This window comes from Crenobacter caeni (genome assembly GCF_010435965.1).
In the GTDB taxonomy this organism is placed as follows: domain Bacteria; phylum Pseudomonadota; class Gammaproteobacteria; order Burkholderiales; family Chromobacteriaceae; genus Craterilacuibacter; species Craterilacuibacter caeni.
Window position 1 is genome coordinate 78,932 of record NZ_JAAGAA010000010.1, and the last position, 13,765, is coordinate 92,696.

At 58.2% G+C, this 13,765-nt stretch carries 16 protein-coding genes; 3 read left to right on the plus strand and 13 right to left on the minus strand.

The window, feature by feature from the left end; genetic code table 11:
- Nucleotides 1-8: 8 nt before the first annotated feature.
- The 3 genes from aroK (at nt 9) to GZH52_RS11755 (ending at nt 2,092) form a co-directional block, all read left to right on the plus strand.
- Nucleotides 9-566, plus strand: a complete 558-nt coding sequence (gene aroK / locus GZH52_RS11745; RefSeq protein WP_163316749.1) for a shikimate kinase AroK — start codon at nt 9-11, stop codon at nt 564-566.
- Nucleotides 563-1,660 (plus strand): 3-dehydroquinate synthase, encoded by a 1,098-nt coding sequence (gene aroB, locus GZH52_RS11750; RefSeq protein ID WP_163316653.1) that lies wholly within the window; start codon nt 563-565, stop codon nt 1,658-1,660. The genes aroK and aroB overlap by 4 nt, the downstream gene beginning before the upstream one ends.
- Nucleotides 1,661-1,726: 66 nt before the next feature.
- Nucleotides 1,727-2,092, plus strand: a complete 366-nt coding sequence (locus GZH52_RS11755) for a type IV pilus assembly protein FimV (protein ID WP_136552691.1) — start codon at nt 1,727-1,729, stop codon at nt 2,090-2,092.
- A gap of 9 nt (nt 2,093-2,101) precedes the next feature.
- On the opposite strand, the gene GZH52_RS11760 is transcribed toward GZH52_RS11755, so the two are convergent.
- From GZH52_RS11760 to GZH52_RS11820, 13 genes are all read right to left on the minus strand, one after another.
- Nucleotides 2,102-2,503: a prepilin-type N-terminal cleavage/methylation domain-containing protein gene (locus GZH52_RS11760; RefSeq protein WP_163316654.1), complete on the minus strand. Its 402-nt coding sequence runs from the start codon at nt 2,501-2,503 to the stop codon at nt 2,102-2,104.
- A 2-nt stretch (nt 2,504-2,505) separates the two neighbouring features.
- The gene (locus GZH52_RS11765; protein WP_163316655.1) at nt 2,506-3,420 is read right to left on the minus strand and encodes a hypothetical protein; all 915 of its coding nucleotides are present in this window, start codon (nt 3,418-3,420) and stop codon (nt 2,506-2,508) included.
- A gap of 3 nt (nt 3,421-3,423) precedes the next feature.
- Nucleotides 3,424-4,074: a prepilin-type N-terminal cleavage/methylation domain-containing protein gene (locus tag GZH52_RS11770; protein ID WP_163316656.1), complete on the minus strand. Its 651-nt coding sequence runs from the start codon at nt 4,072-4,074 to the stop codon at nt 3,424-3,426.
- Nucleotide 4,075: 1 nt separating this feature from the next.
- Entirely contained in the window at nt 4,076-4,576 is a 501-nt protein-coding gene (locus tag GZH52_RS11775; protein WP_163316657.1) for a GspH/FimT family pseudopilin, read from the minus strand.
- A 93-nt stretch (nt 4,577-4,669) separates the two neighbouring features.
- Nucleotides 4,670-5,644: an NAD-dependent epimerase gene (locus GZH52_RS11780; RefSeq protein WP_163316658.1), complete on the minus strand. Its 975-nt coding sequence runs from the start codon at nt 5,642-5,644 to the stop codon at nt 4,670-4,672.
- A gap of 16 nt (nt 5,645-5,660) precedes the next feature.
- Nucleotides 5,661-6,980 (minus strand): UDP-glucose dehydrogenase family protein, encoded by a 1,320-nt coding sequence (locus GZH52_RS11785; protein WP_163316659.1) that lies wholly within the window; start codon nt 6,978-6,980, stop codon nt 5,661-5,663.
- 35 nt (nt 6,981-7,015) lie between these two features.
- Entirely contained in the window at nt 7,016-8,623 is a 1,608-nt protein-coding gene (locus GZH52_RS11790) for a phosphoethanolamine transferase family protein (protein WP_163316660.1), read from the minus strand.
- Nucleotides 8,624-8,634: 11 nt separating this feature from the next.
- A complete protein-coding gene (locus GZH52_RS11795) occupies nt 8,635-9,396 on the minus strand; it encodes a glycosyltransferase family 2 protein (RefSeq protein ID WP_163316661.1) in 762 nt (253 codons plus the stop codon).
- Between the two features lie 10 nt (nt 9,397-9,406).
- Nucleotides 9,407-10,561 carry a glycosyltransferase gene (locus GZH52_RS11800; RefSeq protein ID WP_163316662.1) on the minus strand — a complete coding sequence of 385 codons (1,155 nt, stop codon included), beginning with the start codon at nt 10,559-10,561 and terminating at the stop codon, nt 9,407-9,409.
- Nucleotides 10,554-11,813, minus strand: a complete 1,260-nt coding sequence (locus GZH52_RS11805; RefSeq protein ID WP_163316663.1) for an O-antigen ligase family protein — start codon at nt 11,811-11,813, stop codon at nt 10,554-10,556. The genes GZH52_RS11800 and GZH52_RS11805 overlap by 8 nt, the downstream gene beginning before the upstream one ends.
- Complete coding sequence (locus tag GZH52_RS11810; RefSeq protein WP_163316664.1) at nt 11,813-12,181, minus strand: hypothetical protein; 369 nt, start codon at nt 12,179-12,181, stop codon at nt 11,813-11,815. Before GZH52_RS11810 ends, GZH52_RS11805 begins: the two co-directional genes overlap by 1 nt.
- Before the next feature lie 261 nt (nt 12,182-12,442).
- Entirely contained in the window at nt 12,443-12,766 is a 324-nt protein-coding gene (locus GZH52_RS11815) for a hypothetical protein (protein ID WP_163316665.1), read from the minus strand.
- Between the two features lie 9 nt (nt 12,767-12,775).
- A complete protein-coding gene (locus tag GZH52_RS11820) occupies nt 12,776-13,726 on the minus strand; it encodes a sulfatase-like hydrolase/transferase (RefSeq protein WP_163316666.1) in 951 nt (316 codons plus the stop codon).
- Nucleotides 13,727-13,765: the final 39 nt, after the last annotated feature.

Below are 13,765 nucleotides of genomic sequence, written 5' to 3' on the forward strand. Positions count from 1 at the left end.
CCGGTACAATGCCTGCCATGAAACTGGCAGGCAATTTTTTTCTGGTCGGCCTGATGGGTGCCGGCAAGACGACGGTCGGCCGCGCGCTGGCGCGCCGCCACGGCAAGACCTTCTTCGACTCGGACCAGGAGATCGAGGCGCGTACCGGCGTGCGCATCGCGACCATCTTCGACATCGAGGGCGAGGCGCGTTTTCGCGAACGCGAGCGGCAGATGATCGCCGAATTGGCCCAGCGCAAGAACATCGTGCTGGCGACCGGCGGCGGCGCGGTGCTTGACCCGGAGAACCGCCGCCAGCTCGCCGCGCACGGCACGGTGATCTACCTGCGCGCCAGCATCGACGACATCCTGACCCGCACCCAGCACTGCACCAACCGCCCGCTGCTGCAGACGGCCGACCCGCGCGGCAAGCTCGAACAACTGTTCGCCGAACGCGACCCGCTGTACCGCGAGATCGCCGATCTGGTAATCGACACCACCCAGCAGAACGTCAACCTCTTGATCAGCCAGCTGGAAGAACGCCTAGGCCAGCCCCCCAAGCCGCTCACGGAGCCCGACCAAGCATGAGAACGCTCGACCTTGTCCTGCCGGATACCCGCTACCCTATCCATATCGGCCAAGGCCTGCTCGACCAGGGGGCACTGATCGCCCGCGTGCTGCCGCAGCAGAAGGCGATGATCGTCAGCAACGAGACGGTCGCGCCGCTCTACCTCGAACGCCTGCGCGCCGCACTCGCACGCGAGGGCGTGGAGACGCTCACCGTCGTGCTGCCGGACGGCGAAGACTACAAGGACTGGCCGACGCTCAACTTGATCTTCGACGCGCTACTCGCGGCCGGTTGCGAGCGCAAGACCGCGCTCGTCGCGCTGGGCGGCGGCGTGGTTGGCGACATGACCGGTTTTGCCGCCGCCTGCTACCAGCGCGGCGTCCCTTTCGTGCAGGTGCCGACCACCCTGCTCGCGCAGGTCGACTCGTCGGTCGGCGGCAAGACGGCGATCAACCATCCGCAGGGCAAGAACATGATCGGCGCCTTCTACCAGCCGCGCGCGGTAGTCGCCGACATGGACCTGCTCGACACCCTGCCCGACCGCGAACTGTCGGCCGGCCTCGCCGAGGTGATCAAGTACGGCCTGCTCGGCGACGCGGCGTTCTTTGGCTGGCTGGAAGACAACATGGCCCGCTTGCGTGCACGCGACAAGCAGGCACTCGCGTACGCGGTCGAGCACTGTTGCCGGATGAAGGCCGACATTGTCGGCCAGGACGAGAAGGAACAGGGCGTGCGCGCGCTGCTCAACCTCGGCCATACCTTCGGCCATGCGATCGAGGCCGGGCTCGGCTTCGGCGTGTGGCTGCACGGCGAGGCGGTCGCTGCCGGCATGCTGCTCGCCGCCGACACCTCGCGCGCGCTTGGCTGGATCAGCAATGACGACGTCGTTCGCGTCGAAGCCCTGCTCGCCGCGGCAGGCCTGCCGACCCGCGCGCCGGACTTGGGCGCCGAGCGCTGGATGTCCTTGATGTCTCACGACAAAAAGGCAGAGAATGGTAGTGTTCGCTATGTTTTATTGAAGCGTATCGGCGACGCTGTTGTGGCGAATGCGCCCACTGATATTGTAAACAGCATACTTTCCGGGAAATTTATACAACACTCGTTGAAAGTGTAGCTTTTCGATTGAGCCACCCGCCGGACGCTGGTAATCTTTTCCCCGCTACCACATTCGGGGGGTGTCATGTTCAGTGCGATCGCGAGTCTTGCCGGACAGGCCAGTGCCAATACGGCGCGCAAGCTGTGGCGTCAGTTGAATTTCGTTCCCCCGCACAAACGCGGCATCGATCCTGTCGGCGAAGCCGAGGTGTTCCTGCACTACGGCAGGCTCGACGACGCGGTACTGGTGCTGCGCGACGCGCTCAAGCGCGACGCCGGCAACACCGCCGCCAAGATCGCGCTGCTGCGCGCCTACTCGCTGCAACGCAACGCCGACGGCTACTCGCAACTGGCCAAACAACTGCGCGAAGAACTGCACACCTACCCGGTGTGGAACACCGTGCGCAAGAACGGCCAGGCGATCGACCCGCACAACCCGCTCTACCAGTAAGCACCTGCCTTACCGCCAGCCCGCGTCGCCGCTTTCCGCGAAGAGACGCAGGCTTTGTCGTGCGCTCGCGCCCTGCCAGCCAACCGTGACCGTCAGCTGGAAGCGCACGGGCGAGCAGCGGCTATCCACCTGCCAGCCGACCCGGTAGTCCGTATTCTTGATGCGCTCGTCGCGCGAGCCCTGCGCCACGCCCGCTTCCCGGCAGGGGACCTGGGCGATGCCGTACTCCCCGCGCAAACGCTCCAGTTCTAGCTCTGCCAATTGCAAGGCCAGAGAACGCTGCCGCGCGTCGCCCAGACTCTGGCTGCCTATCCACAGCAACTGCTCGCCGAGCAAGGCAGCCAGCACCAGCAAGGCGAGCGCGACCAGCACCTCGAGCAGACTGAACCCCGCTGCCGGACGCCTCAGCATGGTTAGCCCTGCCAGTTGCGCCAGCTATGCGGCACGACGTGGCGCAAGCGCCGGCCGGCGAGGGACGCCAGCAGCAGCGGCGCATGGTCGACCCGCGCCTGCGCGTCGGCCACCAGCGTCTGCGCCAGCAACGCCCCGACCAGCCGGCTGCCGGCGGCCAGCTCGATGCGCGGCGCGACCAGCAGTCCGTAAACCGTCACCCCGGCCGGGACCGCCAGCGTCTGCCCGGACACCAGTAACACCGGTGCGGCAGCCGAACCGGCATCCGCCGCCGCGACGGGCGTCGCCGCACCATCGGCAGAGGGCGGGTATGCCCGCAACAGCAATGCCTGCCCATCCTCGTCAAACACACCCTCGCCAGCGTCCAGCGCCAGCCAGCCGGACAACGTGCGACCGCTCACCGCGCGCAGGGCGGTTTCAAAGTCGGCGACCGTCTCCAACGGGCCGCCTTGCGGCAAAGCGGCGCTGCGCTCGACCACGATCGCGGCCACCGGCACCCGGGGCAACAGCGGCCCGCTGGACAGCCGCACCGTCACCACCCGCCTGATCTGCCCGTCCGCCGATGTCGCCTGCGCAAGCAGGCGAAGCGGCTCTGCCATACCAGGCGCTACGCAGGCGGGGCTGACCTGCGCGGCCGCGCAATACCCCACCTGCCAACGGTAAGCACCCAGTTCGCCACGCCATGGTGCGTCGGCCATCCCGTTGCCGTCGGCGTCCGCGCCACGCGCGAGATATCGCGCGACACCGTGCAACAGGCCGGCTCGGGCGGCCTCCTCGACTTGCCTCGCTTGCACCTGCAGCGCGACCTGCCGCCGGTAGGCCTCCACGGCCGACAGCAGGTGGACACTGAGCAGCCCCAGCACCAGCAACATCATCACCACGAAGAGCAGGGCCAGCCCGCGTTGAGCGCTGCGCATCGCCTACTCCGGCAGCAGCGGAGCAACGGGCAGCGCCACGCGCGCCGCCAGGGCAACCGGCGGCAGGGTTCGCGCCCTGTCCTGTGCCCGCAGCCTGACCTCGAGCTCGCGCCGAACCAGCAGACGCTCACCGGCGCCGGCATGCTGCGGACACGGGCGCCTGGCTGCGCTCGCCGCGTCGTAACAGGCTTGATCCAGCGCGACAAACTCGAGAGAAGTGACCTCGATCGATGCCGGGTCCGACAGCGTCTCCCAGCTGCCCTCCGCGCAATCAGTTAGCCCTGCGCCGCTCTTGCGCATCCTGAGCACTCCTACACCGTCGACACGTTGCCACTTGAAGCCGAAACGTTCGTTGGCCGACGCCACGCCGTCGGCGTAGCGGTCATAGCTATACAGCACACAGTCTGTCGCCGGCAGCCTCAGGTCGAAATCGGCCGAGGCCTGCTCATGCTCACGGTAGCCGGTACGCCGCAGGTCCCGCGTCATGCGCTCGAGCAGCGTACCCGCCTGCGCGTGCAGGCGAGTCTCGCTCAGCAGCCGCTGGCCATATCCCAACTGGTGCGTGAGCACGAAGGACGCGGCACCCAGCACCGTGAGCGCGATCGCCACGGCGACCAGCAGTTCGATCAGGGAGAAACCGCCCGCACTGCGCATCTCAGCAAGCCTCGCGCGTGCCCTCGCCGCAACGGCGGATCCGCCCGACGCTGCTGAGGATCACGCCGGCACGCAAGCCGCCACGGCTCTCCAGCACCACCTTGCCGTTGTCGGCTAGCCCGCGCACCGGGTCGAACTCGGTCTGGTTGCCGCTAAAGGTCGTCGAGAAGAGACGGATGCCCGGATAGTCGTCGTCAGCCAACACCTGCGTGCCGCAGCCGGCACTGCTGCACGCAGCCAGCTCGGAGCGCACGACCTCCCAACCATCCGCAGCCAGTGGTACGAAGGCAAGATACAGACGGGTGTCATGCGCCAGCGCCTGCTGCTGCGTAACGCTCAGTACATCCTGCAGCGCGTCGGCGGCCGCCAGCAGACGCCGACGCTCAAGCCAACCGGAGAGCGCCGGCCACGCCATGCCCAGCAAGACGCCGAGGATGGCCAGCACCACGACAAGTTCCAGCAGGCTGAAGCCATCCGCATGTGCCCGGTTCCACCCCAGCATCAGCTAGCCCTCCATGAAAAAAGCGGCACCCAGATGGATGCCGCTTGATGCGGTCTGCGCTTACTGTAGACCTGCTGCCGAGAAATGCGAGCCTCAATCCTTGAACTGATGATAGCTACGGTACCAGTCGACAAAACGCTGCATGCCATCCCGCAGTGACGTATCCGGTGAGAAACCAACCGCCTCGCGCAGACGGGTGGTATCGGCGTAGGTGATCGGCACATCGCCATCCTGCATCGGCAGGTACTCCTTGACCGCCTCGCGCCCGCACGCCGCTTCAGTGGCCTCGATAAAGGCCATCAGCTCGACCGGGTTGTGGTTTCCGATATTGAACAGCGCATAGGGCAACTCGCCCGTCGGCACATGCTCCATCACCCGCAGCACGCCCTCGACGATGTCGTCGATATAGGTGAAGTCACGCTGCATCTTGCCGTGGTTGAACACCTTGATCGGACGACCGTCGAGGATGGCGTCGGTGAACAGCCACGGCGCCATGTCCGGCCGCCCCCAGGGGCCGTATACGGTAAAGAAGCGCAAACCGGTGGCAGGCAGTGCGTAGAGGTGGGCGTAACTGGCGGCCATCACCTCGTTGGACTTTTTGGTCGCAGCGTAGAAGCTAACCGGCAGATCGACCCGGTCATCCTCGCTGAACGGTACCTTGGCGTTGCGCCCGTAAACGCTGCTCGAGCTGGCAAACACCAGATGACTGACCGGATAGCGACGGCACGCTTCCAGCACATTGGTAAAGCCGGTCAGATTGCTCTCGGCATAGGCATGCGGGTTCTGGATCGAATAGCGCACACCGGCCTGTGCCGCCAGATGGATCACATAATCGAAGCCCTCTGCCGCAAACAACGCGTCCATGGCAGCCCAGTCTGCAATGTCCAGCCTGCGGAAAGAAAACCCGGTCTGCCCCTGCAACGTGGCTAAGCGGGCATGCTTGAGTTCGACCGCGTAGTAGTCGTTCAGGTTGTCGATACCGACCACCTCGACCCCGCCGCGTTCCAGCAACCGCTCACAAATGGCTCGCCCGATAAAGCCGGCGGCACCGGTGACCAGAACTTTCATGACTCTGCTCCTCTACTCAGCGGCCAATAGCCAGGTACTCGAATCCCTCGCCCCGCAACCAGGCCGGATCGTACAGGTTGCGGCCATCGAAGATCAGCGGCTGCTTGAGCGAGGTGCGGATGCGCTCGAAGTCCGGCGCCCGGAACGCCTTCCACTCGGTGACGATCAGCAAGGCGTCCGCTCCGAGCAGCGCACTGTCCATATCGGCGGCAAACGCGAGCCTGGGGTTGCTCCCCATCACCCGCCTCGCTTCGTCGGTGGCGACCGGGTCGAAGGCGACCACTGCCGCGCCGCGGCGGGTCAGTTCGTCGACGATGACCCGGCTCGGCGCTTCGCGCATATCGTCGGTATTCGGCTTGAACGCCAGCCCCCACAATGCGAAACGCCTCCCCGACAAATCTTCGCCAAAGCGGGCGACCACCTTGTCGACCAGGCGCAACTTCTGCGCGTCGTTGGCCGCCTCAACCGCGTTGAGCACACGCATCGCATGGCCGTGTTCGCGGCCGGTCGCTGCCAGCGCCTTGACATCTTTCGGGAAACACGAGCCACCGTAGCCCGCCCCCGGATAGAGAAAATGGTAGCCGATACGCGGGTCGGCACCGATGCCTTTGCGCACCCATTCGATGTCCGCACCCAGCGTCTCGGCCAGGTTCGCCAACTCGTTCATGAAGGAAATGCGCGTCGCCAGCATCGCGTTCGCCGCGTATTTGGTCAGTTCCGCACTACGCACGTCCATGCACAGGATGCGCTCGTGGTTGCGCTGGAACGGCGCGTACAGGCGGCGCATCGTCGCGATGGCCTGCTCGTCCTCGGCCCCGACGATGATGCGGTCGGGCTTCATGAAGTCCTCGATCGCCGCGCCTTCCTTCAGGAACTCCGGGTTCGACACCACGCTGAACGGCAAGGCCGCGCCGCGCTCGGCTAACACCTCCTGCATAGCCGCCTTGACCTTGTCCGCCGTCCCTACCGGCACCGTCGACTTGTCGACCACCACCCGGTAGCCGTCCATATGGCGCGCGATATTGCGCGCAGCCGCCAATACATACTGCAAGTCTGCAGAGCCGTCCTCGTCAGGCGGCGTGCCGACCGCGATGAACTGGATCTCGCCGAAAGCCACCGATTCGGCGACGTCGGTCGTGAATGACAGGCGCCCTGCCGCGGCGTTGCGCCTGACCATCTCGTCCAGCCCCGGCTCGTAGATCGGGATGCCCCCTTGCTGCAGCAACTCGATCTTGGCTGGGTCGACGTCCAGACACAGCACATGGTTGCCCATTTCGGCCAGACAGGTGCCGGTAACCAGCCCGACATAGCCGGAACCAATGACGGTAATCTTCATACTTCAATCCTCAATTCATTTCTTTTTTGCCAACCTCACCGTTCGAGCGCGGATAGCGGCAACACCTGGCCATCCACATTGAACAGGTAGGCCGCGTCATTTCTTGCCTGCTGCACAACAGCAGCAGAAAACCGGTAACCCATCGTCTCGGACAACACGAAGGGAAGATTCACCGTGTTGAAATAGACACCGGAAGGCTCCCGGAAGGCCTTCAGCGCATTCGCAATGGATGCGACATGAGACTCACCTCCCCAGACCAGCATTGGGATATCGTACTGGCGCGCGTCAGGGGCAAGAAAACCGTGCCCCTTGTTCACGATCTCGCCATGATCGGGGACATACAGCATCAAGGACGTCTGCCTCGGCAGCACATGAACAATACCCGCCAGCACGCGGTCAGTATGCGCCACCGTCGCATCGTAGTGGCGCACCTCGGCTGTGGAGCTTGCTGCAGACTCCCAGTCGGCATTGTCATGCTGCCGAGCGTACGCAAGGTGGCTGCCCTGCAGGTGCAAGACAATCAACTGGCGTGTGCCGGGCCTCAACACCTGACGAAATCTATCCAACAGCCGGATATCCAGCCCGCCACCCCGGTTGAAGTAGACCTGGTCGGCGGTATTGGCCATCACGCCTACGCTGGTATCGTGCCGCCCTACCTCGGACTGATTAGAAAGCCAGACAGTCTGGTAACCGGCTTGCCGTGCCATTTCGACGAGGTTGAGGTTACGCACGAAAGGCTGGTCGTCACGGGCAGAAGCGAAAGAAAGCACGCGCACCAACGATTCACGGGTAATGGGAGCGGGCGCAACGGCCTTATCGACAACGAGCGCATGCCCATGCTGGCTAGCCAGGTCCTGCATGGCACGGTCCGCACCCGCGCGATAACCGTACAGCCCGTAGTGCCCCTTTGCCGCACTCTCGCCAATCACAAGCACGATGGTGTCCGGACGCCCCTGCGCATCGCGCTCAAAATGGGTGCCCGGCAACAGGCTGCGCGGCCGAGTGGACTCCTCCATCAGCTTGGACATCTCATGGCGATAGCTGGCAACCGCCATCGCATCGGTCAGCAACTGCATCCGCAAATACGCCCTACTCAGGGTAGACACCGGGTTGATCTTGAATTCGTACGCTTCGCGTCCGCCTGCGCCAAAGGCGGCGGGCAGCAGCAAATTCAGTAGCGGGAAAAGGACGATGAACAGCAGCAGAGAACCGCCCTTGCGCCCGACAGGCTGTACCTTTCCTGCTAGCCAGTAGATCAAAGCCGAAATCGCGGCGAACAAGGCAAACGGCAATACACCTACATGCTCGATAAAACCTAGCGCCTCATGGGGGTTAGTCTCGAACGCGGAAGCAATCGCTCCCCCCGTCAGCCTGCTGCCGTAGAACCAGATAAAAGACAAATTGATCGAGAACAACAACCCGATCAACAGCGCGCCGAGCATCCTGCCCATTCCCGGCAACCGAGCTAGCAGAAAGAACGTCAGCGCGTTGACCACGACCCAGCTCAGTCGCTTGGTCTGGATTTCCGCAAACGGGTAATACATCAACACAAAGGCGTAGGCCAGAAACAGGCTGAACAGTAGCCAGCCCCAACCGTTGCGCCAGACTAGCTTGGCCGGTAGCTTAAGACTGAGCGACTGCATGACTCCGCGACTCATTTCTGCCTTGCCTTGCGCTTGATCTGTTCTGCCGCATGCGCGTATTTCAGGTAAGAGCCTACGCCCTTGCCCAAGGCAATTGCCAGACCGTCCTGGCCGGCCAGAAAGCCAAGCTTCACCACGTAATGCCGGAAAAATGACCAGAAACCGTGTAGCGGCGCGCTCAGCGGAGAAACCGGCTTGCCTCGCTCGGCAAGGTTATCCGCCATCCACTTGGCGTACTTGACCTGCCGCGCAAACAAGTCCGCGTAGTCCCGGTATGAATAGTGCGTGATATGGCAAGGGATCCGGATATGCCTAGAACCAGTAACGCGGGTATGCGCGACGACGGGGCTGAACGCTGCCCGAGTCCGGTTGAATATCCGCGACACATAATCCGGATACTGGCCACCAAACCGGGTCGTACGCTCGCCGATGTAGTTGCGTCGCCGGCTATCGACCACGTCACAAGCCAGCACATCAAGATCCGTCCGACGCAACCAATCAACCAAGTCCGGCTCCAAGCGTTCGTCGGCATCCAGGTTGACGACCCAGTCGTGTCGGCAATGCGGCAAGCCATGAATCCGCTGCGGGCCGTCGCCGAGGAAAGGCTGGATCAGTACCGTCGCGCCCTCGGCCCTAGCCAGTTCAACTGTCCGGTCGGTACTGCACGAGTCAACGACCACCACGTCGTCACACACCTGCTTGAGCGACCGCAGGCAATCAACGATGTTGTGCTCTTCATTGAAGCTGATTACCAGTCCACTTATTTTATGCATCACGGCACCATTAACCATTTATTTCTTCACCATGCATCAAGTGAATTTTCTCAGCCAATTCAATGTACTGATCTGCAATATGCTCGGCATCGAATCGGCGCAAACAATCATCTCGAATGACATAAGGAGAATCGACAAACCTGTCAATCAAGTCCGGCAAACGAGCCATCTGATTCATTGGTACGACAGCTTCAGGACAAAGCGGCTCAATAATTTCACGTGGACCATGAGGGCAATCAAGACTGAGCACAGGCACACCTACAATCAAGCTTTCTACTATCACATTGCCAAAGCCCTCAGCACTTGAAGTTGACACCAACAACTTAGCTTTAGAAACAAGGGCATGATGATTTTCATGAAAATGAACTATTTTGACTCGCGACTGCAAGCCGAGCCTGGCAATCTCCTTTCGCAAAAACCCTTCATCTTCACCTTGCCCGATCAGAATCAAATCACCATCAAACTTACAACGCGAAAATGCATCAATGAGACGTTCAAAATGCTTAGATCTTATAAAACGCCCGACACCAACAATAAAAGGTTTTTCCTGAGCAATGGATTCCGGCGTTGGAATACATGCCTGCTTTCTTATAGCAAGGATATCAAATGGGTTATATATAACAACCAACTTCTCTGGCCTCACACCAAACGAGCCCGTCAACTCCAAGCTCAGACCTCCTGATACGCAATGCAACGGCCTTCCATTCAGCACATGCTGAATCCCTGACGTACGTCGCAATATTCGTAAACACTGCCGGAAACGCCCCAACAACCCTGGACATTTCTGCACCCCAAGCTTAGATGCGTGCACGCTGTTTAATATGTGAGCATGCTTGGCATTGCATGCAACCAATGGAACTCGATCTCCGGCCACCAAAACAATAGCCGAACCAAATACAGATTCAAACTCAGCAATAGCCACCTCAAGAAATCGCAATGAATCCCCAATGTATTTATGAGATTTCCCAACCCGGCCAGAATGGCCGTCCTTGTTTATCCGAAACCAAGCACCTAAAGGGAAAGACAATTCAACCCTATTTTCGGCAATAATAAATCCAACCGGCACACCCCGTTGCAGCAAAACCTCGGCAAGCGAAATATAAACCTTGGATATCCCACCCGCACCCAAACCGTCCAGATAAAACAGGAAGCCAGACTTACTCATCATTGATCTCCGCCGCTGCAAATAGCGCATAGACCGAAACAAACATCGTCAACATGCTTTTTTTGAAAAACAACAGATCAACAAACGAAAAGAAAACCCAAGAAAAAACCAAAAACAAGATGTAAACATTTTTCCGATGCAAAACAGCAATCAGCAGCTGGGACGCAACCAACCCAGACAACAGAAAAGCCCCCCCCTGTACAACACTTTGCATATAGTCATTATGAAAATGAACATGACTAGCGACAACAGGGTCAATAACCCCAATTAATGGCATATCCGCCTGCAATTGCGAGTAGGATACAAACCCCATTCCAAACAATGGGTTTTTAGACCATGCAAGCAGTGCGATCCTCCACATCTCCAGTCGAGCGCCGACGGAGGAGAACGTAAAGCTAGGCTCGGTAAAGTAACGGTGCACTTCCGTCCAAGCCAGCATAATTCTTGCCAAGGCATCAGGATAGGCAACCAGCGCTATTCCGGCCAAGACTACGCCACTGAAAGACAAGACCGCAATCCATTTCTTTAACGACTGGTCTGCAATATAAAAAACCAGCAACACCAGCGGCACAATAGCTAACAACGGACCACGCGACAGTGTCAGCAACGTAGCCACCACCAATAAGGCAATAGATAACAACCAAAGTGATGCAACCTTGACATCATGCTTTGCAGCACCTGAAAAAACACCCAATACCAACATACCAAATAGGAAAAATGTTACCTGCCCAAAATGAATAGGATTGCTTCCACCTCCGGCACGAATCGCCCCATCTTCGCCCAGGTAAACTTTATAACCAGAGCTCATCCTCTCAGGCGAGAGCATAAATACATCATGAATAGCAATGACAAAGTAAACCAACCCAGCAAAAAAACCTGCCCATAACAAGTGATGAACACGCACACCCAGCAAGCGCGCAGCGATAAACAATAAGGCCCCATAGATGATGCGGCTAAATGTCTCGCCATGCATTTCCGTTCCGGGGTGAATAAGCGTCGAAACCCAAAAAGCAAACGTAAAAGGCAGCAAGGGCAGCAACCACTTACCCCCCTCCGACCATCCATCGCGCAAAGAAAATTGTCTAGTCGAGATGGCGTAACCGATTAACAACACGCTAACAGGTGCTGCCAGCACCGACAGATAACGACCACCATCGCCTAACGGAAAAACCCTGGCGCCTACCACAGGATATAGACATAGCAATCCAATCAGCAGATAGCGAATATTTCGGTTTATATTTATTACTTTCATTACTTAACCTCAAAAAGATCCGTACTATTCACATCCACCCGATTCAAACAACTCGGATAAACAACTGCATCAAGTTTGCTTTCCCGCTGCAAGCGTTCTACTGCACGCCCCCCTTCTCTAGACAGCAGGCGACTTCTTCGCACATCATCCTCACAATGCAGAACAATCAACAAATCACAATGACTGATTCTATCAAGCGGGGTAGAGCAAACAAAGAAAATAAACCGTACCGAACTTGAAATGAAAGGCAAAAAAGGCGAAAGGTCATCCTGAATCCCTTTGTACGGAAACTTGACCTTTGGCCGCAAAAAGCCCCAAAACAGGTTCCTCGTCATCACCCCATCATCAATGACAGCCACCTGACGCATGGGAAGTCCAGGCAGACCTCCTTTCCGAATATACTTACCCAGGAAAGACTTTCCGCTCCCACTGGCGCCAGCGATGCAAACCAAAGCGGGTCTACCCTGCCTTTTTATACACTCCAGCGCAGACAACAACCTTAAGCCGTCAGCGCCGAGCCTATTTTCTTTTCGACCCATGAAATCACTCAAAAAATCTAAAATATGGCAGCAAATCAAATCACGAACTCAATCCCATGAGATCCATAACGCTCAGTCTCAACGAGCGCATCAATGCGCGGAGAACCACAGCGCATCATACACAGGGCTATCGTTTAGGGAATTCCTGCGCAGGCCATCCAGCCATTCAGGATCTGGATTGACTGCATCTAACCCAACTGCTGCATAACCCAGCCCAAGACGACCGCCATCAACTCTCCCCCCCATGGAAGCCAGCACAGTCGGATACATATCAAAACTATTAATCACCGAGCGAGAAGATCGTAAACCCGGATAGTAAAAAGCATTAAACACACTACGATTTTTTGATTTTTCCAGTTTTTCGGAGACCGGATTCTTCATAGCCAGATGATCGCCAACCACCACAACACTCAAACGGTCACTTCATCCTTTTGCTTCAACATAATCCAGCAACGAAGCAAGATCATGTACCGAACATTCGAGCACCGACTCAAAACCGCCAACAAAGCCCCGCTTCTGACAGGATTCAGACAAAAAACCCTCTGGCCCATGAGCGTCAATTGTCAACACTGTAAGATTGAACGGCTCTCTCTCTGCCATCAGCCGATCCAAGGCAATCCTAGACTCATTGAACAAGTCTCCATCGTACAAACCCCAACCATTCATCTGCTCTCTCGGATAGCCTTTTTTCAGCCATTCCTGTCGCCCGTACATCTCGTCATATCCATGCGTTGCCATAAAAACCCCCATCCCGGAAAAAGATAAGTCAGCCCCGTTCATGAATACGTTTTTATAACCATTTTGCTTCAAAACATCGCCCAGACACATGGCTCCTGGCAGATAACTTGCCAAATTCTGGCCTTGCTTGTTTCCGCCAAACACCATTACTGACTTAAGCGGAATTCCACACTGACTGGATACGACGGAAGCAATCGTCCAACTAGCCCCCGGCATTTGCTCAAATTGCTCAAAAGCAAGTCCATTGCGCCGCTCTACAGACAATGGAGCAAGTAGATCCTTCCCGAATATACTCTTATCCGAATAGGCACGTTCCAAACTCTCAACGTACACAAGCAAAAGACTACGTCCATTGCTTAAATCAACGGAGACTGATTTAGGATTAATATAGTTTTTCGAGAAAAAATCTTCCTGGCCAGGCTGTCTAAAATGCGCTGCAACACCGAATTGGTGAGAAAAAGCCAGTCCCCACACAACACATACACCAACCGCACCGCGCCAACTAAAAATCAGGCGGAAACGCTTATACACATCAAAACGACAAACCATTACACAAAGGATAGCCGCCAACACGAATGGCCAAAAAACCACACCACGAATGAAACTTCGTATCAACTTAGGGTCGACATCAACCATCCCTGCCGACTCCATCTGCATGTGAAAAACAAGCTGATT